General features: G+C 36.4%; 20 protein-coding genes and 2 pseudogenes. 18 read left to right on the forward strand and 4 right to left on the reverse strand.

Annotated features, from left to right (window positions below; translation table 11 throughout):
• Positions 1 to 317: 317 nt before the first annotated feature.
• On the reverse strand, positions 318 to 605 hold the full coding sequence (locus V3595_RS20605; protein WP_485909158.1) for a hypothetical protein: 288 nt from the start codon (positions 603 to 605) through the stop codon (positions 318 to 320).
• Here V3595_RS20605 and V3595_RS20610 point away from each other — a divergent pair.
• From V3595_RS20610 to V3595_RS20670, 13 genes and pseudogenes are all read left to right on the forward strand, one after another.
• A pseudogene (locus V3595_RS20610) lies at positions 547 to 1,037 on the forward strand (ATP-binding protein); the annotation flags it as partial. The gene V3595_RS20605 and the pseudogene V3595_RS20610 sit on opposite strands and share 59 nt — an antisense overlap.
• 239 nt (positions 1,038 to 1,276) lie before the next feature.
• On the forward strand, positions 1,277 to 2,257 hold the full coding sequence (locus tag V3595_RS20615) for a glutaminase (protein ID WP_485909223.1): 981 nt from the start codon (positions 1,277 to 1,279) through the stop codon (positions 2,255 to 2,257).
• Positions 2,258 to 2,350: 93 nt separating this feature from the next.
• Positions 2,351 to 3,787 carry an alanine/glycine:cation symporter family protein gene (locus tag V3595_RS20620; RefSeq protein WP_485909160.1) on the forward strand — a complete coding sequence of 479 codons (1,437 nt, stop codon included), beginning with the start codon at positions 2,351 to 2,353 and terminating at the stop codon, positions 3,785 to 3,787.
• A 711-nt stretch (positions 3,788 to 4,498) separates the two neighbouring features.
• A complete protein-coding gene (locus tag V3595_RS20625) occupies positions 4,499 to 5,020 on the forward strand; it encodes a sigma-70 family RNA polymerase sigma factor (RefSeq protein WP_485909162.1) in 522 nt (173 codons plus the stop codon).
• Positions 5,017 to 6,105 (forward strand): DUF4179 domain-containing protein, encoded by a 1,089-nt coding sequence (locus V3595_RS20630; protein ID WP_485909164.1) that lies wholly within the window; start codon positions 5,017 to 5,019, stop codon positions 6,103 to 6,105. The genes V3595_RS20625 and V3595_RS20630 overlap by 4 nt, the downstream gene beginning before the upstream one ends.
• A gap of 232 nt (positions 6,106 to 6,337) precedes the next feature.
• Positions 6,338 to 6,439 carry an LPXTG cell wall anchor domain-containing protein gene (locus V3595_RS20635; protein ID WP_096341107.1) on the forward strand — a complete coding sequence of 34 codons (102 nt, stop codon included), beginning with the start codon at positions 6,338 to 6,340 and terminating at the stop codon, positions 6,437 to 6,439.
• Between the two features lie 134 nt (positions 6,440 to 6,573).
• Positions 6,574 to 6,816, forward strand: a complete 243-nt coding sequence (locus tag V3595_RS20640; RefSeq protein ID WP_485909166.1) for a hypothetical protein — start codon at positions 6,574 to 6,576, stop codon at positions 6,814 to 6,816.
• Positions 6,817 to 7,049: 233 nt separating this feature from the next.
• Positions 7,050 to 7,487 (forward strand): GyrI-like domain-containing protein, encoded by a 438-nt coding sequence (locus tag V3595_RS20645; protein WP_485909168.1) that lies wholly within the window; start codon positions 7,050 to 7,052, stop codon positions 7,485 to 7,487.
• Between the two features lie 280 nt (positions 7,488 to 7,767).
• The gene (locus tag V3595_RS20650) at positions 7,768 to 8,676 is read left to right on the forward strand and encodes a PhzF family isomerase (protein WP_485909170.1); all 909 of its coding nucleotides are present in this window, start codon (positions 7,768 to 7,770) and stop codon (positions 8,674 to 8,676) included.
• A gap of 288 nt (positions 8,677 to 8,964) precedes the next feature.
• Entirely contained in the window at positions 8,965 to 9,462 is a 498-nt protein-coding gene (locus V3595_RS20655) for an RNA polymerase sigma factor (RefSeq protein WP_098177314.1), read from the forward strand.
• A 1-nt stretch (position 9,463) separates the two neighbouring features.
• Complete coding sequence (locus V3595_RS20660; RefSeq protein ID WP_485909173.1) at positions 9,464 to 10,372, forward strand: anti sigma factor C-terminal domain-containing protein; 909 nt, start codon at positions 9,464 to 9,466, stop codon at positions 10,370 to 10,372.
• A 236-nt stretch (positions 10,373 to 10,608) separates the two neighbouring features.
• On the forward strand, positions 10,609 to 10,746 hold the full coding sequence (locus V3595_RS20665) for a hypothetical protein (protein ID WP_157830938.1): 138 nt from the start codon (positions 10,609 to 10,611) through the stop codon (positions 10,744 to 10,746).
• A 100-nt stretch (positions 10,747 to 10,846) separates the two neighbouring features.
• Positions 10,847 to 11,041 carry a hypothetical protein gene (locus V3595_RS20670; protein WP_485909175.1) on the forward strand — a complete coding sequence of 65 codons (195 nt, stop codon included), beginning with the start codon at positions 10,847 to 10,849 and terminating at the stop codon, positions 11,039 to 11,041.
• A gap of 177 nt (positions 11,042 to 11,218) precedes the next feature.
• Here V3595_RS20670 and V3595_RS20675 read toward each other — a convergent pair whose 3' ends face one another.
• Positions 11,219 to 12,691 (reverse strand): flavin monoamine oxidase family protein, encoded by a 1,473-nt coding sequence (locus tag V3595_RS20675; RefSeq protein ID WP_052137234.1) that lies wholly within the window; start codon positions 12,689 to 12,691, stop codon positions 11,219 to 11,221.
• Between the two features lie 611 nt (positions 12,692 to 13,302).
• On the opposite strand from V3595_RS20675, the gene V3595_RS20680 reads away from it, so the two are divergent.
• The gene (locus V3595_RS20680) at positions 13,303 to 13,818 is read left to right on the forward strand and encodes a MerR family transcriptional regulator (RefSeq protein WP_485909178.1); all 516 of its coding nucleotides are present in this window, start codon (positions 13,303 to 13,305) and stop codon (positions 13,816 to 13,818) included.
• A gap of 2 nt (positions 13,819 to 13,820) precedes the next feature.
• Positions 13,821 to 14,762: an SRPBCC family protein gene (locus tag V3595_RS20685; protein ID WP_485909180.1), complete on the forward strand. Its 942-nt coding sequence runs from the start codon at positions 13,821 to 13,823 to the stop codon at positions 14,760 to 14,762.
• A gap of 247 nt (positions 14,763 to 15,009) precedes the next feature.
• Here the strand turns inward: V3595_RS20685 and V3595_RS20690 are convergent.
• A pseudogene (locus tag V3595_RS20690) lies at positions 15,010 to 15,119 on the reverse strand (IS3 family transposase); the annotation flags it as partial.
• An 82-nt stretch (positions 15,120 to 15,201) separates the two neighbouring features.
• On the reverse strand, positions 15,202 to 15,873 hold the full coding sequence (locus V3595_RS20695) for a response regulator (RefSeq protein ID WP_485909182.1): 672 nt from the start codon (positions 15,871 to 15,873) through the stop codon (positions 15,202 to 15,204).
• Between the two features lie 249 nt (positions 15,874 to 16,122).
• On the opposite strand from V3595_RS20695, the gene V3595_RS20700 reads away from it, so the two are divergent.
• The 3 genes from V3595_RS20700 (at position 16,123) to V3595_RS20710 (ending at position 20,560) form a co-directional block, all read left to right on the forward strand.
• Positions 16,123 to 16,437, forward strand: a complete 315-nt coding sequence (locus tag V3595_RS20700; RefSeq protein WP_063592358.1) for a hypothetical protein — start codon at positions 16,123 to 16,125, stop codon at positions 16,435 to 16,437.
• Positions 16,438 to 16,820: 383 nt separating this feature from the next.
• Positions 16,821 to 19,034, forward strand: coding sequence for a transglycosylase domain-containing protein (locus tag V3595_RS20705; protein ID WP_485909184.1), 2,214 nt, complete (start codon positions 16,821 to 16,823; stop codon positions 19,032 to 19,034).
• Positions 19,035 to 19,211: 177 nt separating this feature from the next.
• Positions 19,212 to 20,560, forward strand: a protein-coding gene (locus V3595_RS20710) for an IS3 family transposase (protein WP_485909186.1) whose coding sequence is annotated in 2 segments (ribosomal slippage) — positions 19,212 to 19,656 and positions 19,656 to 20,560 — 1,350 coding nt in all. Because the reading frame shifts where the segments join, the coding sequence is not laid out codon by codon here.
• Positions 20,561 to 20,652 lie beyond the last annotated feature (92 nt).

Below are 20,652 nucleotides of genomic sequence, written 5' to 3' on the forward strand. Positions count from 1 at the left end.
TTAGCCTGTAATGGGCTGGGCTTTTTTACTTTTTAGGGGTACCACCACATGCCCATCAAGCCAAGAAAATAGGTCACCCCCAAAACGATAAATTGAGCTTATAAGTTACAAGAAAATCCAAAATTTCGTTCTGGGGGTACTACAAAACTTTAACTTGATGGGTATGGGGTAACATCAGGAAAATGCGGATTTATAACGTAAAGCGAAATTCCAATATAAAAAGCGCAATTTCCCAATTTTAATGCTGAGAAATTGTGCTTTTTTCATTACTACATAATCGCACCCGTTAGCTGAATAAGGATTACTGACTTTCTTTTCTAATACAGCAAGTTTTTAAATTTTTTATCATAACTTTGACGTTGAATAAGATTAGTTAACCAAAATTTTGCCCTTTCGATGTCCTCATTTATTATAAATACTTCAATGGCTTGTTTTAAATTGTTATGGTATTTAAAATTCTCATTTATCATTAGTTCAAGGCCTTGATGGTTGCAATCTGAAGTTAATTTATATTCCTTTATTTTTGAATATAAAATCCCCAAATAAATAAAACCACTTGATTTCTCTTCTTTACTGAAATTTGGTTGTTTAATGGCTAAATTCAATATATCTGTTGTCGGATTTCGTATTCTAATAGACGTGATTGCACAGAATAATTTTGATTGGACACCTTCTTTTCAAGCCCATTTTTCTAGTTTTTTCTTTTATTTTACGTTTTCTTGTATTTTTTATGTGGCAAAAGTCAACCGTTTTTACAACCGGCCTTTGATTATCGGATTGATTGGCATTACCATTGAAATTTTGTCCGAACTTGGTGGAGTTAATCGCGCAATATATTGTATTGGGAACAACAATTACGTTAGCGGCACTACGGAATGATCATTATCGCGATTTCTCACAGATTTATTGTTCTCAGCTTTTTCAATATGATAAAACTGTATGAAGCACAGTCGAGGGAACGACAAATTAGAAAACAGAATGAACATATGTTGATGCTCATTTCCAATTTATATGAGGAATCGGTTCTTTTAAAAAAAAACGCTGCAAAAAAAGTTCCCGTATTTTTTGTAGTTTTTCGTCTGATTCTGTAGTTCGAATTATATCATTATCAATAACAGGTATGGAAGCGCTTTCAAATAGTTGAAAACGTAGAAATCCATAGACAGTATGCAAAGCGACACGAAAAGTTTCTGGAGTATGTCCGGATATCTCTTTTGCGATCCTTCCACCGTAATAAAACTATAGAAAGCGAGGTTAAACCTTGATGGTTCAAAGGATGATACAAGAGGAAAAACGTCAATTACGCGACCTGCAGATGGATTGCCTGGATGAATGGGTCACGCATTACCGTTCCTTTAGCGGTGAAGGACAATGTGCAGCCTATATTCCTGCGCTGGAAAAAGCAAATCCCTTTGACTTAGGCATTTGCATCATAGGGCCTGGTGGAACGGTAATAAAATCTGGCGATTGGCACGTCTCTTTTACTTTGCAAAGCATCTCAAAAGTGATCAGCTTTATCGCTGCCTGTCTGGGCCGTGGTATTTCTTATGTATTAGAACGAGTAGATGTTGAACCGACAGGAGACCCCTTTAACTCGATTATTCGTTTAGAAATGCATAAACCAGGGAAGCCATTTAACCCGATGATCAACGCTGGAGCGATTACGGTAGCTTCCCTTCTTCCTGGGGAGTCACCACAAAATAAAGTAGAATCTCTATGCACAATAATAGAAAGCATTGTGGGAAAACGGCCAACGATTAATGAAGCCGTTTTCCAATCTGAGTGGCAAACGGCTCATCGAAATAGAGCGTTAGCCTACTATCTAAAAGAGACGGGCTTTTTAGAAGTAGAGGTTGAGGAAGCCTTAGAGATTTATCTGAAGCAATGTGCGATCGAGGTAAATGCAGAAGACATCGCGATGATTGGGTTAATTCTTGCTCATGATGGATACCATCCTCTCCGCAATGAACAAATTATTCCGAAAGAAGTAGCTAGATTAACGAAAAGTTTAATGCTCACGTGTGGAATGTATAATGCTTCTGGCAAATTTGCCGCTTTTGTCGGAATACCAGCAAAGAGTGGTGTATCTGGAGGTATTATGGCGCTCGTACCCCCAAGGAGCCGGCAAGAAGTACCTTTTCCAAATGGATGTGGTATCGGTATTTATGGACCGGCTATTGATGAATATGGAAATAGCCATGCAGGTGTAATGTTACTAAGGCACATTGCGGAAAAATGGGATTTAAGTATTTTCTAAAAGAATTATGGCAAACACTTCAAGGATCTTTTGCCTCATTTTTGGCATTTGAAATAGTTTGATACATTTATTGATGTATAGGAGGATTGTAAAATGAAGGAAGTTATCAACTGGCTTACAACAGACTTTAGTAATTTTCTTTGGAGTTATGTACTCATTATTATGCTTATTGGTATCGGGCTTTACTTCACATTCAGGACAAAGTTTGTCCAATTCCGCATGATCGGTGAAATGTTCCGCCTGTTAGGGGAGGGAGCAGCATCTTCTTCTGAAAAGAAAGGTGTCTCATCATTTCAGGCATTCTGTATAAGCACAGCTTCCCGTGTAGGTACGGGCAACCTGGCAGGTGTAGCTCTGGCGATTACAGTCGGTGGGCCGGGCTCTGTTTTCTGGATGTGGTTAATTGCCCTTATCGGTTCTGCATCCGCTTTCGTAGAAGCGACACTGGCGCAAATTTATAAAGTTAGGGATAAAGATACAAATATATTCCGGGGCGGACCGGCTTATTATATGGAAAAAGCATTGAAAGCCCGCTGGATGGGTGTTCTCTTTGCAATTATCATCACCATAACATTCGGTCTTGCGTTTAACTCTGTACAAGCGAATACGATAACGAGCGCTTTTAACAATGCATTTGGATTCGATCCGGTATGGACAGGCCTTATCATTACTGCTGTAACTGCGGTTATTATCTTTGGCGGTATTAAACGAATTGCGAAATTTGCCGAATGGGTGGTCCCACCTATGGCTGGTATGTACATCCTTATTGCAATCTATATCGTTGCAAAAAATTTCGGGGAACTTCCTACCGTGTTCTCACTTATTTTCAGCAATGCGTTTGGTTTAAATGAAGCTGTCGGCGGAGGACTTGGAGCCGCAATGATGTATGGGATAAAACGAGGTCTTTTCTCTAACGAAGCTGGTATGGGTAGTGCGCCAAACGCTGCAGCAACTGCAGATGTGAGCCACCCTGTTAAGCAAGGGCTTATCCAGGCACTTGGCGTGTTCGTCGATACACTTGTGATTTGCAGCTGTACAGCATTTATTATTTTATTGTCAGGCGTTTATAAATCATCCGAATCTGACGGTATCACCCTTACACAGTCAGCGCTAAGTTCTGAAATGGGATCCTGGGCCACTATTTTTGTCGCCATTATCATTTTGCTGTTTGCGTTCAGCTCTATTGTCGGCAACTACTACTATGGTGAATCGAACATTGAATTTATTAGTAAAAATAAAACATGGTTAGTTATTTACCGTATCGCAGTAATTGGCATGGTTATGTTTGGCTCATTAGCCCAGCTTGCAACCGTTTGGAGCTTAGCCGACGTATTCATGGGCATTATGGCCATCATTAACTTGATTGCGATTGTGTTACTTGGCAAGATTGCTTTTGCCGCATTGGGTGATTACATGAAACAGAAGAAAGCAGGCAGAAACCCTGTCTTTCACGTTTCTAACATTCCAGGTCTAAAGAATGTAGAATGCTGGGGAGCCGATGAAAAACAATCTTTAAAGAAGGATGCGTAAAAAACAACTAAGACATTCTTATGGAAGTTAGAAGAGTGGTAAAGTTAGATGGTAAAATTGTTAAGGGAACCAATTCTAACTGGATATTATATACTTTTAAATAATGTAATTCTTTACAGGATATTTTTGTGGGGCAACCTTTGGAAGTATTAATGAGTTGCCCCGATTATTCAAACTTCATTTTTTAGGTGATAACAAATTGACCACTGACCACAAGATGACCACACACTTAAGTAATTTATATGAATTTAGTGCACTTTAATATAAGAATAAATTCTCATATGTATAGGCTCTATAAACATAATCCTCATACTTTCTTAATGGTTTGATTAGTGAAATTAGGGGTCCTACCACATGCCCATCAAGCTAAGTTTAAACAATACCTTTAAAAATGAAAAAACGCTATGCTTATCGTAAGAAGTTAACGAGAAAGGATGGTGTTTTTTTATGAATCCTATCATCTCTAGTGAACTAACACTTTTCGCACAAGAATTACAACGCTTTACTTCAGCAAGGGGTTGCTTCGGCAGCTCTTTTTCTTATGGCACTAACGGGGCAGGATGGTGCAAGAAGGATTACAAATAGATAGAGACAAGCTCATTTAATCTTTGTTTATTATGGCCTAAAATTTTTTGAGAAAAAATAAAAAAATTTAAGCCAAATGAAACTCTAGTTTGTCTAATGTATGTAGACTTAAAACGGAGAGGGTGAATGATAATTATTAAATTAGTAAAAAAAGCTCAAAAAGGTGATGATAAAGCCTTTTTAAAACTTTTCCAACAATATGAAGAAGATATTTATCGAATGGCTTATGTATATGTCAAAAATGAAAGTGAAGCCTTAGATGTGGTTCAAGAGGTGGCATATCGTTCATTCAAAAAAATAGAAACATTGAAAAATCCAGAGTATTTCAAGACGTGGTTAATAAAAATAGCAATCACTTGTTCCATTGATTTAGTTAGAAAGAATAAAAATGTGATTCAACTTAAACCAGAGTATGATGAGTGCATTATCTTTGAGGATGAAGATATTCCACTTTCAATAACACTTCAAGAATTACTAGATCAGTTAAATGAAGATGAAAAAAGTATCGTTATTTTAAAGTTCTATGAGGGTTATTCATTTAAAGAAATAGCAGATTTGTTAAATATGCCTATAGGATCAGCAAAATCGGTGTTATATCGTGCGTTAGGTAAACTTCGAAAACAATTTAAGGAGGCTGATCTTTCGTGAGTAATATAAAGCAAGAGTTAGAAAAAATTAAGATTCCAAAAGAATTACACGAAAGAACCAAACTTGGCGTAGAAAAAGCAAAATTAGAGCAACGAAGCAACAAGAAAAGAAAACTTTACAAAAGGTTTTCAATAGCTGCAGCAGTTTGCTTGATTGTTGTTTCGACATTAACTCTTACACCCGTATTAGCAGCTATTCAAGAGGTATATGATAAAATATTTTCGAGTAAGCATATTGATGATACAGGTGTAAGAACTGCAATTGATCTAGGACATGGTCAAGCTGTTGATCAAACATTTTATGATAAAAAGCATGACATAACAGTGCATTTTGAGAGTGTGATGATGGATGATAAGGAGACAAAACTCTTATTGACCTATCAAAGTAAAAAAACAAATTTAAAAAACTTTTATATCGACCTTTTTGAAGGTGAAAGTTCTATCAACTTGATTGTTGGAAATGAACAAAAGAAATCATTAGATAATGTGGGTTGGGGAAGCAGATATTACGATAGTAAAGAAAATAAAGTAGCTGAAGCATTATCTTTTGAATCAATAAAACAATATGAAGGACAAAACATTCGTTTAGAAATTGAAAATTTAACAATATATGATAAAAATGAGAAACGTAACGTACAAACGATATGGCCACTCGGTTTCAAGCTCGATAAATCTGCCATCTCAGAAAGAGAAACAGTAGCAGTAAATAAAGATTTCGTTTTTGAAAAAGTAACATACAAGATTAAGCAGGTAGAGTTTTCAGCACTAGAAACAAGAGTTGTTGTTACAGGAAAAGATACTAAGCTTATGAGGGATGAAACCGGAATGAAATATAGAGTGATGAGTAAATTGGAACATCAATTCCTTAATGCAAGGAGATTTGATAAAAAATACGGTTATATCGTAAATGATAAAAAATCTGGTGTATTTTTGAAATCAGCTGGTGAAAAAGTTGAACCGGTTTTTAGTAAAGGGGAAGTAGAAGGCGAAGACGATGAATATATTATGATTTTTGCTCCAGTTAAGGATCGCCAAGACTGCATTCTTGAAGTTGGTGATGATATTAAAATACCATTAACTAAGTAGGCGCGTGTTTCCTGATTGTTTAGTGAAAAGCTTCATTTTTACTAACTGTTCAAACTAATGGATAGCTTTACTTTAATAAGGGAGGTTGCAGAGGCAACCTCTTTCTTATGCAACTAACGGTGCAGCTTAGTTTAATAAGATCTTTAGAATCAAACTATTAGTTGAAACCTTTTTAGGAAAAATCTTGTATATAGATTTAGGAAAATGTTTTTTAGAATAGGAGGAACAAATCATGTTAGGGGATATTATATATCAAGTTATTGTTTTCGGAGGTATAGCATTAATTTTAGGTGTTTTAGGATATTTATTTTTTAAGAGGACCAAGAAAAGCTAATTAAATTTCTAATTCAAGTATCGGGTGCTTTAGCTGAAGATCGGAGCTATTTCTTTATGCAACTATCGGGGCAGGTTAGTTCAATAAAGATATTGGGAAATTGTGTTAAAATCAAAAGTGAAGGGAGGGGCACTATGAAACTATTTGGTGTGGCACTTTTATTTTCAGGGATAAATTTAATGGGATTAAGTGGTTTAGAAAAGGTACTTATTTTTTTAGCTTATAATGGTGACATACATAAAATGCAAGCTATTCTTGATTTAACCCCCACATACATTTGGGGCATAACAAATTTCACCTTTGGATTTGGATTGGTATTATTAATAGTAAGTGTAGGTGTTTTTTTAAAACAAATAAAAACAAAAACGGTGAAATAAGTAATAAATTTTACTGCACCAATCAACTAACGGGTGCGTTAGCTGAAGATCAGAGCTGTCTTTAAGGCAGCTCTTTCTTTATGCAACTAAAGGGGCAGGTTAGTTGCATAACTGTTACAGAAATCAGTATGAAATCCTTACTTCAATGCAGGAAGTAAGGATTTTTTGTTGAACAAATAAAATTAGAATATTATGGAATCGTTCTGTGAATAGGAGAGGTTAATTTGTCGTTTATGATGGTTAAAAAAGAATTTAAGCTTGTTGGATTAAAAGGTAGTGGGGAGTTTGTTAACTTTGGTAATTTAGTACCCTTGCTTGCAAAGCAACTATTAAGTCGATCAAACGAAATCCTAAATCTAACAGAGAATGAAATTGCATTATTTGAGCCTAAAAAGGATGAGGAGCATAGGATAGGTCATTATTATGTAGGGTTAATTGTGAGTGAGAAATTAAATGAAGTACCAACAGGAATGGATTATATTGAAATAAATAAAAGTTACATAACTACAAGAGGGAATATATCTAATTTGGGAGAACTTCATTTGAATTTATTGAATTGGGCAGAAGAACAAGGTTATCAAAGAAATCTCGATTCTTATATTATCGAGACATATCACCCTATGGGGGAAGGAGATGAAGAAGTACAGATTTATTTACCAATTCAAGCTTAAAAGACAAATCGAAAGTCTTCTTCAACAAACGGGTAGTTTAGTGAAAGAAAATAAGGGTCATTTTTTTATGGACCTCGAGTATTATGAAAAAGGATTTGCCCAATTTGGAATAACAAAAGTTGGTGAAAGAATGTACTTAAGCTAAAGGGTGCGTTAGTTCTTTAAAGAGCTGTGACGATCACTCTTTTTCTTGTGGAGCTAACGGGATAATTTAATATAATAAGAATTATAGAAAGTATAAAGGACCGGAAATTCACTATATTAAAGGGTGGGAAATGACATGCCAAGAAAGTACCGATTATATCAAATTGATTCATTTACGAAAGAAAAATTATCGGGTAATCCTGCTGGTGTAATTACAAATGCAGATGGTTTATCTTCGGGTGAGATGCAGAGGATTGCAAGAGAGCTAAACAATTCGGAAACGGCATTTATCTTTAAATCAGCCAATAGTGAATCTGATGTACATATTCGTTTTTTTACGCCTACACATGAGGTTCCCATTTGTGGACATGCGACGATTGCAGCCCACTATGCTCGTGCAGTTGAAAATAGTTTAAATACAGGTAAAGTTTATCATAAAACCGGTGCCGGCATTTTACCAGTCGATGTGATTAATGAAGATAATGATTACAAAATTATAATGACGCAGGGTAGTATTAGTTTTGAAACGGTGATTGATGGTGTAGCTTTGGAAAACATATTAACGGCTCTCAATATTAGTGAAAAAGATTTATTAGAAGATTGTCCAGTACAAATCGTTTCTACCGGGCATTCCAAGGTGATGATTGGAATTAAGAGTTCGGAACTTCTTCACCAATTAAACCCTAATATGGATCTACTTACAAAAGTCAGTGGATTAATTAATTGCAATGGTTTCTATGTTTTTACGATGAATGCTCCCGACTCGGAAATTTTAATTCATGGAAGAATGTTTGCTCCTGCAATTGGTATTAACGAAGACCCTGTTACGGGTAATGCGAACGGTCCTTTAGGCGCATACTTAATACACCATGGACTTGTCAAACATGATAATTCTTTATTCAGTTTTAAAGCAGTGCAGGGCGAAGCTATAAAACGGTCGGGTATCATTGATGTCCAAGTGAAAATTTGTAATCAGGAACCAGAGGAAGTAAGGATTGCGGGAAATGCTGTAATCGTATTTAAGTCCGAGTTATTACTTGAATAGCCATTCAACGTGCGTTAGCTTAAGATCGAAGCTGTCTCAAGGCAGCCTTTTTCTTATGGCACTAACGGGGCAGGTTAGTGCAATAAGGGGAATATTTAGAAGGACGTCGAATTAGGTAATTTAAAGGGAGTTATTCAAGTAACATAGCAAGTTCAGATATTATTTAATAATTTATATTTAGCTTTGTTGGGTAGTCTTCTTCAGAAGGCTATCTTTTTTTATGAAAAAATTTGATAATTATTGTTTACTTATCGAATACTCAATCGTTAATAGTGTAGGAGGGTGGTCATGGATGAACAACAATTAAGCTTGTACCTAAATAAAAAATTGAAGGCTGTGTATTTCTTTTTGCTAAAAATGGGAGCGATCAAAGAGGATGCGGAAGACATTGTTCAAGAAACGGCTTTTCAATTTGTGCAATATCTAGATACTCTTCAGGAAGAGTATGTTGATGCGTGGCTTTACAGAGTAGCAATTAATAAATATTACGATAGCTTAAGAAAACTTAAGTATAAAAATAATTATGTAAATACATTTAATCTCGAAGAGTTACTGGATTGGACAACACCAGAGCAAATTATTATAGAGAATGAATTACATATAATGCTATCAGAGTGTTTACGTAAAATACCACAAAAATATGCAGAAATACTGTTACTCAAATATAGTGGAGATTTATCCTTAAAGGATATTGCTATTATTTATGGTACAACGGATAAATCAATTAAAACACAGTTAGCAAGAGCAAAGAAAAAAATGAGAAAGATGATTGAGGAGGTAAAATGATTTGGATAAAGATTCAATTTTCAATGCCAAGGATGGGTTCCAACCATTGATAAAAAAAGCGAAAAAGAAATCATTAAAGAAGATAATTATGGTATCAACCATTGTGACGGTAAGTATCTTTATGGTTTTAGGAATAACTTTCATCATTGCGTATAATCAAATGCAACATTCAATGGAAGAGTATTTATCAGTGAAGAGGGCACAAAGCGAAGTTTATGGTGCGAATATCCATTTTGATAAATCTACAACTAGTTTTAGTATAGATTCCTCTATTAATCAGGACCAATATGTAAAAGAAATTGCAGGGATTCCATACACATGGTACAACGAACAAACTTGGTTTAAAATTTATGATTCACCTACAACTATTTATGATAATTCAATAACATCAACAGATAGTTGGCAATTTTATCGAAATGGACAAAGAGTGGTTAATTTTTATGTTCCTGGTGGGAAAAAAGTAGAAGATGATCGTAAGTTACTTCAATCCTTAGCTTCAACTAGTGTGGTAGAAATAGGCATTTCATTTAAGAAAGAAATGAATACAAATCAAGTGCTGAAACAATTTCCAACTGCTCAGTGGGCATGGGTGCAAAACCCTGATGTCGAAGTATCAGTTAGGCCTGGGTATGTAATCGGAGACTATGCATATGGTTTTACAATTACATCTCCAGAAAAAGGGACTGACAATATAGCAGAAGACGTAAAAAACTTCGAGAAGGTATTATCAAATTTATCTCAAAAAAACGAGAAAGATACGAATGTAGAGCCATTAATAAAATCAATCAAACAGAAAGGAACTGTTCAGGTGAGTGGTATCATTTTAACAGGGAAGGTAAAAGATTTATTACCACTAATTGAACAAGATTCAGTAAACTATGTGAGCGTTGGAGTTATAATTCCTTATTAGGGATAGGAATATGATTTATGAAATAATTAATGGTCAACTAAATAAAGCTTTCTAAATAAAAATATGCTAGTAGCAATAACTGGATTTCACCACGGTGCGTTAGCTGAAAATCGGAGCTGTCTATAAGGCAGCTTTTTCTTTATGCAACTATCGGGGCAGGTTAGTTGCACAAGGATTATTTATTATCGTTGAAGAATATATACTCTTAAATAGTACAAAGTTGAGGAGAGATATAGGTGGATAAAGGCAAATTAGAGTTAATAAAAGTTGTGAGTTTAGCTGTAATTGCAATTAGTTCAGCAATAATAGCTTGGAGAATGGGTAAAGTTGTTAATTACTTGTATGACTTAGTTATGTTATCAGGAAATGGCTAATTCTTTTCTTTCCTGCTAGGCCATTTTCTTAATTAACTAACAGGTGCAATAAGAAGCTACTGTATAATATTAATATATTTAATAGTTTTGGAGGTTTGAAATGGTTAATGGTGGAGATGGATTATTTGCTCTTGTAGCTTTTTTACCTATTATTTTTTGTTTAGTTATTACTGGTTTTTCCATTTATTTCGTAATTAAGGTAATTAAATTCATGAATGAAAAAACAAAATTAGACCGAGAAAGAAATGAGAAGCTTGATGAATTAATTAAGGTCAATCAAGCTAAAAAAGATTAAATAACTTTATTTTTAATTCAACCAAACGGGCGTTAGCGCCATCAGAAGGCCGCCACTTGGTGGCCTTTTTAATATACGACTCTTACAATAATCATATATTCAAATTTAATTAACTAACGGGGCAGTTTAGTTGTATAAGAAATTTCTATAAGTCCTAATTTATCTATTTTTCCTGTTTTATTTTGGCAAGTCATTCACTTCATATGCAACCCGTATTCCAGATTCAATCGCCCCTTGCATCCAACCGTGGGTAAGCGAAGTATGTTCACCGGCAAAGTGCACTCTTCCTTCAGGTATAGGGATATAAGGATACAACTCGGTTTCCTGACTCGGTTCAAAAGCAGTGAAAGCTCCAGAAGAATATTCATTATCGACCCAACTAAAGGAAGTTCCTGACACAAACTCAGAATAGACTTGGTCTCCGTAAATTTCAGCTAAGTTCTTTAAAGCATATTGAATGCGTTTTTCGTTGGATAGACCGTTCCATGATAAAGCCTCATCTGCCCATGTATAGCTTGCCAAAACCACAGCAGGTCCTTTTGTACCAATACCCTGACTGGGGTAATAAGTGAATCGAATCGGAAGGTCAGTTATGGATTTACCACCATATTGATGGTGCCTTTCCCAAAACCTGCTTTTAAACTCGATTCCGATCTTTGTTGCGCTCATATAGTTTAGTTCACGAATCGCTCGCCGTTTATAATAGGAAAAAGAATGGTATGGTTCAACTTTCACAAATCGTAACACTGAAAAGGGGATGGTTATGATGGCAAGATCACCAGTTATGGTGGAATCCTCTAAGGTGTGCTGATGGGTGGAATGGATGGTTACTCTGTTGTTATGTTGGAGAATTTTCATCATCCTTTGATTGAACATAATAACTTCTTTTAATTGCGGGAGAAATGCCCTTGGCAGCAGATCCATACCGCCGGTTATCTCATAGAAACGATTTGCTCCGAAGGACGCCTCTTCTCGCAAAACTTCAATAAATGACATCCCCATATATGCTTCTAAGTCAAGGAGTACACCAATCATATCAACCGCGCCATCTGAAAAAGTCGTTCCATATTGATAATGGTAATAGTTTAAGAAAGTACCTAGTGAGTAGTTTTTAAATTCTTTTTCTACGAGATACCAATTTCTCGTTGGGTCTTGTTTAATAAAATCGAGAATTGGCTGTGTAGCTAATTTCACCAGCTCCTGTGCGCTTTTACCTCTTTCATTTGGGGCAACGGGAAAGTTTAGAATACCAGGAGAACGTTCAAAAATGTTAAGACGTGTTTTGATTCCATTGAGATAAAGAATATCCATTGGAGTTCGGTTAATAAAAGGGTTTACGGTTAGCCCCCATTTTTTTATATACTCTAAGGTCAAAAAATGAACATCAGGAATACGCATTGGGCCTGGGTTAAAATAAAGCCCATTGCTAAAGGGGGAGCGTATGGTATAGGCACGTCCGCCTACCCTGTTGTTTGCTTCAAGGATTGTGACGTTGTGCCCTGCCTCCTTCAATAGAGAAGCAGCAACCAGTCCTGCTAGTCCTGCGCCAACAATAGTAATATGTTTGGGAACTTGTGACTTTTTAAGACCATTTCTAATAATGCTGATCATTTGTTGAGTCGTTAATTGATTATTTGTGTTATTAGGCATCTCTTTACCCCTAGTGAAATAGATTTATTACATTGTATTCCCTTGTATAGATGCCTATGTGTTCTTTTATGGATAAAAAAAGTATGTAGTTTAACAGATAAAGAGATAAAGTCTGCTTTTGTGAAAAACTCCTAACAAGGAACAAAGAGACAGGTAACAGCTTATTCGGGCTATCTTTGTACAGTATTTTGATAATTTTCCTAAAGATTTACAAAGATATTTATCGAAGATTGGATTTGATCTTTTAGAGGAGAAAAAAGCAAGAGAATTATGTAGGTTAAGTGATGAACTTTTAACCCGTTCTTGTTGAACTAACGGGTGCTTTACTTCATTACCAGGAGCTGATCAGCAGCTCCTTTTCTTATGCCACTATAAGGGCAGTTTAGTTGAACAATCGTCATTAGCTTTTTTTCAACAACCGGGCCAGATTGTTGAAGAATCATGAACAGTAAACATACTGGTTAAAGATTGTTTGTGAAAAGTTACACTTAAGCTATCGAGGTAGGATAAAGATTTTCTCATGATTCAAAAAAATTTATTTTCCCTTGACTCTTACGTGACGTAACGGTTTATAGTGAAGATACCGGTAAAAATTCTCGCGAAATAAGGGGGTGGTTATTTTAGTTTCAGGTAAGAAAAAATGGAAGACAGGGGAACTTGCAAAGTTAACAGGTCTAACGATTCGGACCTTGCGGTATTATGACCAAATTGAATTGTTCTCACCATCAGACTATTCAGAATCAGGATATCGCCTATATAACGCCACAGATCTTTCGCGGTTACAGCAAATTCTTAGTCTAAAAGATTTAGGATTAACGCTAGAGGAAATTAAATCGATCCTGGCCGACGATACGTATAACCCTATTGAAGTGGTGACTCTTCAAATAGAACGTTTAAGAGAAAATATAAGAGTTCAACAGAAGCTGTTAAAAGATTTACAAAATGTATCTGAGATTTTGCAAACGAAAGAGACATTGACGGTTCAAGATTTTACAAATTCAATTGGAATGATGAAAAAAAGTCATGAAAATTATTTTTACGGGCGCCAAAAGAATATGGAGCGCCAATTTGATCGACTTGGCGAATTCCTTTCTAATCATCCGTCTCACCAAAAAAGGAGGAAGTGAGAATGAAAAAACACTTTGCAACACACGATACCTTTGTTATTGAAAAGGTGTATAATTTTACACCTGAAGTGGTATTCGCTGCATGGGCGGACCCAGAGCTTAAAGCAAAATGGTTCACTGAGGCGGAAGAGTTTGATTTTCGAGTGGATGGACAAGAGATAAATCATGGCGGCCCTCCAGGAGGTCCTGTTTACACATTTAAGGCTCACTATCAGGAGATCATTCCTGACCACCGTATTGTCTATTCTTACACCATGGATCTCGATGAAACGCGGATTTCCGTTTCTGTAGCAACGGTCGAGTTTAAACAAATTGATGAAGGAACACACCTGATTTTTACCGAGCAAGGCGCATTTCTAGACGGCCATGATACAGCTGCAGTTCGTGAGCACGGGACAAGTATTTTGCTGGATCAGCTTGGTGAACAGTTGAAAAATAATCAAGAGTTAAGAGTATCCTCTGGGGTATCGAAGATTATTAACTCTCCTGAGCCAATCTCTGATCGTGAGATTGTCAACACACGTATCTTCAATGTGCCACGTGAAATCATGTTCAAAGCATTCAGTGACCCGAATCATTTGGAAAAATGGTGGGGACCCGAGGGCTTTACTAATACGTTTCATGAGTTCGATATGCGACCAAACGGTATTTGGCGTTTCATTATGCATGGACCCAATGGTGTAGATTATGAGAATAAATCCATCTTTTCCCAAATAATTGAACCTGAAAAGATTGTTATCCACCATCTGGGGCCCATACATGAATTTTTATTAACCATTACATTTGCTGAGAAAGAAGGCAAAACCGAACTTATATGGCAAATGCTCCACAAATCAGTTAATGAATGCGAAAAAGTGAGAAGTTTCTGTTACGAAGCCAATGAACAGAACTTTGATCGACTTGAGGCGGAACTGACTAAAATGGTTAACGGATTGCAACACTAATTTAATTTTATTAAAATAGGCGCTAACATAGAAATTTTACTTATTCAGCTAAAGGGCGCTTTTCTTTAGTAGGAAGGCGTCTTTTTGATATGCCCCTACACATTAAGGGATTAGATTTTGTTAAGGTAAAAAAAGATTGTGAAGATTTTCACTTAAACTAACGGGTGCGTTAGTTCCTTAAGAAAAAGTAAAAAAAGTCGATTCCTTAACGTTGAACTGACCCCATAAAGTTAGACAGGTTATTTCGTTAGGCAGCCCGTTGGGCATGAGCTCGGTATTGTACCGGGCTCATGCCTTTTAATTTGCCTTGACTCGTTTGTTTTTATAGTATTCTATATATTTTGCTAGTTCTTGTTTCTAAGGATCGTTTCGTGAGAAAAGCCCGCCTCTTCAGCACGCATTGCGAAAACTGAAGAGCCGGACTTAACATAAGTTGAAATTATTTCACTTCTACCCATCCGTTTTTAATAGCTAGAACAACAGCTTGTGTACGGTCGTTTACTTCCATTTTTTGAAGAATGTTCGTCACATGGTTTTTTACTGTTTTTTCACTGATATATAAAGTTTCGCCGATGACACGGTTGCTTTTTCCATATGCTAAAATTTGAAGAACTTCACACTCGCGTCGAGTCAATAGGTGAAGCGGTCTTCTGATCTCTACAGCATGCACTGAATCACGATCAGTAGCTAAACGGCGATATTCCTTGACTAGATTATGTGTCACCTTCGGATGAAGGTATGAGCCACCTTCTGCGACTACACGAACAGCATCAATTAACGCATCTGCGTCCATTTCTTTCAACAGATAACCTTGTGCTCCTGTTTTCAATGCATGCTGTACATAGTTTTCATCACCATGAATCGATAAAATGATGACTTTCGTTTCAGGGTAACGGTTTACAAGCATTTTAGTTGCTTCGATACCGTTCATATTCTGCATGTTGATATCCAGGATAACGACATCTGGTTTGTGTGTGCTAACAAGATCCATAGCCTCGCTTCCGTCATCGCCTTCGGCAACAACATCTAAGGATGATTCAAAATCTAATATACGCTTAACGCCTTCACGGAAAAGCTGATGGTCATCGATAATGATGATACTAGTCTTCAACGGCTTCTTCCTCTTAATTTATATAAATGCCTATTCTCTAAAATTTATAAATTGATAGGGAATTTCTTTTCAGCAGCATTTACAAAGAATAGCATATTTTTTCGTTTTGGGGATAATCCTTTTTCTTAGCTTGATGGCGATGTGGCGGTACCCTATAGTAACTAAACTGTAAACGGATTGTTATACAAATAGCATTGTTGGAGGAGACTTCATTGTATATAATTAATCCTCGTTAAGGAGTGTTGAAAGATGATAAACGTAACAGTAGATAAGTTAAAATTCAAGAAACAATTATCGATGCTTGAACAAATCACACTGAAAGATTTTCTGTATACCTGGGTAGGTAGCTCAAGCAAGGGATTGGATGACTTTTTTCACCTTGAGTACACAGAAGATGTATTTGCCAAAATAGAAAAAATGACGAATGACACCGATTTGTTGATTTCTGATGATGAGTATTTCAGATACATAACATTGACGGAAGATAATCAATTTGTGATAGGTGTTTTAGATATGAATTCAGAATTAAAACATAGAATAATTTCACTAGATAAGTTTAAATAATTCTTCGTTTTCTTTAACCCATACAAAAAGAGGCAGCGTGGTACGTTGTCTTTTTTATTTGTTCACTATATGTCACTGTTTGTTATACCTTGGATAATGATATTAAACGAGAAAAAATATTAAAAGGGCCAGATGTAAAGAAGGAATACGTTCTACAAGATGCATAAGATGAGATAGTACGAAGTGATTACTTTATTGCGAAAACCGACCAAGGAGAGTATAGGATAAATTCTTCCTTAATTCGTTATATACAGGTTTTGCATGAAATGCATTGTTATAAATACCATACTGACCATCAATTGCTATTGAGTAAATAAAAGGTTATTTCTTTGCATAGTTTTCTTGAATTTTGTTGAATAACTTGAATATGGGAGAGAAGATTAATGTCAGAAACGTATCGTTCTCGTCAGGAACGAAAACAAGTGGAAAAAACAAAACAAGATCAAAAAAAAGATAAAAATTCCCCTAAAAGAAGGTCTTTCTTGAATAAAGTTTTACTTTGGTTTTTACTGTTAGGTGTTGTTTCAATTGGAATAGGGGCAGTTACGGTTGCAGCAATGATTAAGGATGCACCTAAAATAGATTCTTCAAAACTAGTCGATCCGCTTTCTACCAAATTATACGATAAAAACGGGAATTTCCTTTACGAATATGGTAAAGAAAAGCGGACAAAAATTGAGTATTCTCAAGTTCCAAAAATGTTGGAACATGCTTTCATTGCCACGGAGGATGTACATTTTTATGAACACAATGGCATTGATATAAAAGGAACTGCGAGAGCAATCTCCAAGAACCTAATAGGGGATTTCGGATCTCAAGGCGGAAGTACCATTACACAGCAGGTCATTAAAAACTCCTTTTTGTCACCTCAGAAAACAATAAAGCGGAAGGTACAGGAATGGAGCTTGGCCTATCAGCTTGAGCAAAAGTATTCCAAACATCAAATCTTAATGATGTATTTAAATAAGATATACCTTGGAGACGGGACATATGGTGTAGCAGCTGCCGCCAAAAATTACTACGGAATCGATGCCGATCATCTAAATAAATTAACGCTTCCGGAGGCCGCTATGTTGGCGGGGCTACCACAGAGTCCAAGTAATTACGATCCCACTGAACCAGAACATGTGAAAGCTGCAACAAATCGTCGTAATATTGTTTTAGAAGCTATGTATAAACAAGGGTATATTACGAAAAAGCAATTGGAGGATGCAAAGAAGGTTTCAGTTACAGCAGGACTTGTTCCAAAAACGAAACAGCAAGGAATGCCGTACGAGGCGTTTTTGGACGCTGTTGTAAAAGAAGTTGAAAGAAAGCTGAAAAATGTAGATATCAGTTCGGATGGATTATCTATTTATACGACGCTAGATCCAAAAGCTCAGACCTATGCGGACAAAATAATGAACACCGATACGATTATTTCTTATCCAAATGACAATTTTCAAGGAGCCTTCGTATTTTCAGATACAAAAACAGGAGAAATTCGAGCTATTGGAAGCGGTCGAAACCAATATAAAGCTTCCTTCCGAGGCAACAACTTTGCGGTTGATATTAAACGTCAACCAGGATCTACTTTCAAGCCAGTCTTTGATTATGGTCCGGCTATTGAAAATTCAAAATGGTCTACAGCACACCAAATTAATGATCATGAGATAACCTACTCAAATGGTCAGTCTATTTCTAACTGGGATCATCAATATCACGGAATGATGTCGATTAGAACAGCACTTCAATGGTCATACAATATTCCAGCACTTCTTACCCTTCAAGATGTAGGGATGGATAAAGCACAAAATTTTGCAGAAAATCTGGGTATTACTTTTAATAATAATAAGGTGTACGAATCATATGCGATTGGAAGTAATACGGTTAATCCATTAGAGTTGGCAGGGGCATATAGTGCTTTTGGAAATAATGGTGAATACAATACACCACATTTTGTTCGTAAAGTTGTCTATCCTGATGGCAGAGTTGTTAATTTAACTCCAAAGCCAAAACGTGCTATGCATGATTACACAGCTTATTTGGTGACGGATATGTTACGGACAGTCGTAAAATCTGGTACAGGAAAAACAGCAAATGTCCTTGGACTAGATGTGGCTGGAAAAACTGGCACAACCAATTTTGACAGTAAAACCAGAGCACAATATGGATATCCAACCGGTGCGGTAAATGATAGTTGGTTCGCTGGTTATACACCGCAATACACTATGGCGGTTTGGACTGGATATACTAAAAATGGTCGAGGAAATTATATGGATGGAAATTCAACTAAAATCTCGCACCAAATGTTTAAGGCCATGCTGGAAGCGTTTGGAACAGACCAAAGTAGCTTCCAGCAGCCTAGTGATGTATACCGGGTGAATAATGAACTGTTCATTAAAGGTGCAAATCCTGAAGAAGCTCCACCAGTTACAAAAAATAATAAAGAAAAATCATTGGATATTGGTGGAAATAAAGAGGGTAAAAAACATAAACAAGAGGAAAAGAAACACAAACAAAAGGAAGAGAAGCATAAACAACAAGAGGAAAAGAAACACAAACAACAAGAGGAAAAGAAACACAAACAACAAGAGGAAAAGCAACACAAACAATAAAGATTTTAGGATGGAATCGCATTGGTTCCATCCTTTTTTATGATACACATAAGAGATTGTGAGGGTTTCTACTTAAACTAACGGGTGCGTTAGTTTAAAAAGAAGTAAAAAAGGATCTTCCAATTGAACTGCACCCCAATTGTTAGACAACATCTAACAATTGGAGGTGCAGTTTTTTTGACTAAATATACGATAGACGAAAAATCAAATGCAGTTTTAGAGTACTTAGAAGGGAAGAAATCCTATAAATCCATTGCCCAAGAAAGAAATGTAGGTTTATCCCCTCTGAAAAGATGGGTCGCTCGCTATCTAAAGCATGGGATGGAAGGACTTGTTTCATCCTATACAAATTACACTCTGCCCTTTAAACTAGAGGTACTTAAATATATGAACGAATATGGGGCATCGATCAACGAGACCGCTGTACACTTTAACCTTCCTTCCGATTCTACACTTTTGAATTGGTCAAATCAGTTTAAGGAAGGAGGTATAGACGCCCTTAAACCAAAGAAAAAGGGGCGTCTATCCATGAAAAAAGATACTAAGAAAAAATCGCCAGCTAATGGCTCTCAAGAAGCACTTCTTGCCGAATTAGAATACTTACGTGCAGAGAATGCCTATCTAAAAAAGTTGAATGCCTTAGTTCAAGAAAAGGAAGCCTTACAAAGAAAGAAAAAGCGAAAGTAGTCCATGAACTAAGGAAACAATTTGATTTAAATCTGCTTCTATCCATTTCTAAAATGGCACGGAGTACGTACTATTATTGGGTAAACGCCTTCGGGCGTAAGGATAAATACACAGAAATTAAATCCCTTATCAAAGAGATTTTCCATAAGCATAAAGGGCGTTATGGGTATCGACGTATCACCCTAGAATTACGTAACCGAGGTGCTCGCATCAATCATAAAACAGTTCTCCGATTGATGAATGAACTAGGATTGAAGTCATTGGTTCGCATGAAGAAATACCGTTCGTACAAAGGGAAAATCGGCAAGATTGCGCCCAACATTCTAGCACGTGATTTCAAGGCGGCAAAGTCCAATGAAAAATGGGTGACAGACGTCACAGAATTCCATCTAGCTGGGGAGAAACTATACTTATCGGCCATTCTTGACCTGTTTAATGGTGAAATCATCGCCTATAATATCGAATCTCGGCCTGTTTATCCGCTCGTTTCCAAAATGCTGGATAAAGCCTTTGATCGCTTGGAATCGAAAGATTCACCCATTCTCCATTCAGATCAGGGCTGGCATTATCAGATGAAACAATACTCGCATGATTTGAAAAAACATAACATTACACAAAGCATGTCCCGCAAAGGAAATTGTCTCGATAATGCGGTCATTGAAAACTTCTTTGGCTTATTAAAATCCGAATTACTCTATCTTCAAGAATTTGAAAGCATGGAGCAATTCAAACAAGAACTAGAAGAATATATCCATTACTACAATCATCAACGAATCAAGGTAAAATTAAAAGGCATGAGCCCGGTAGATTACCGGGTTCATGCCCTCAAGGCTGCCTAGTAAATAAAGTGTCTAACTTTTTGGGTTCACTTCATTTGGCAGCTCTTTTTCTTATGGAGCTATAGGGGCAGCTATATTCCCGGAATAAGGCG

The organism is Bacillus sp. CFBP9009 (assembly GCF_036541465.1).
Lineage (GTDB): Bacteria > Bacillota > Bacilli > Bacillales > DSM-1321 > Peribacillus.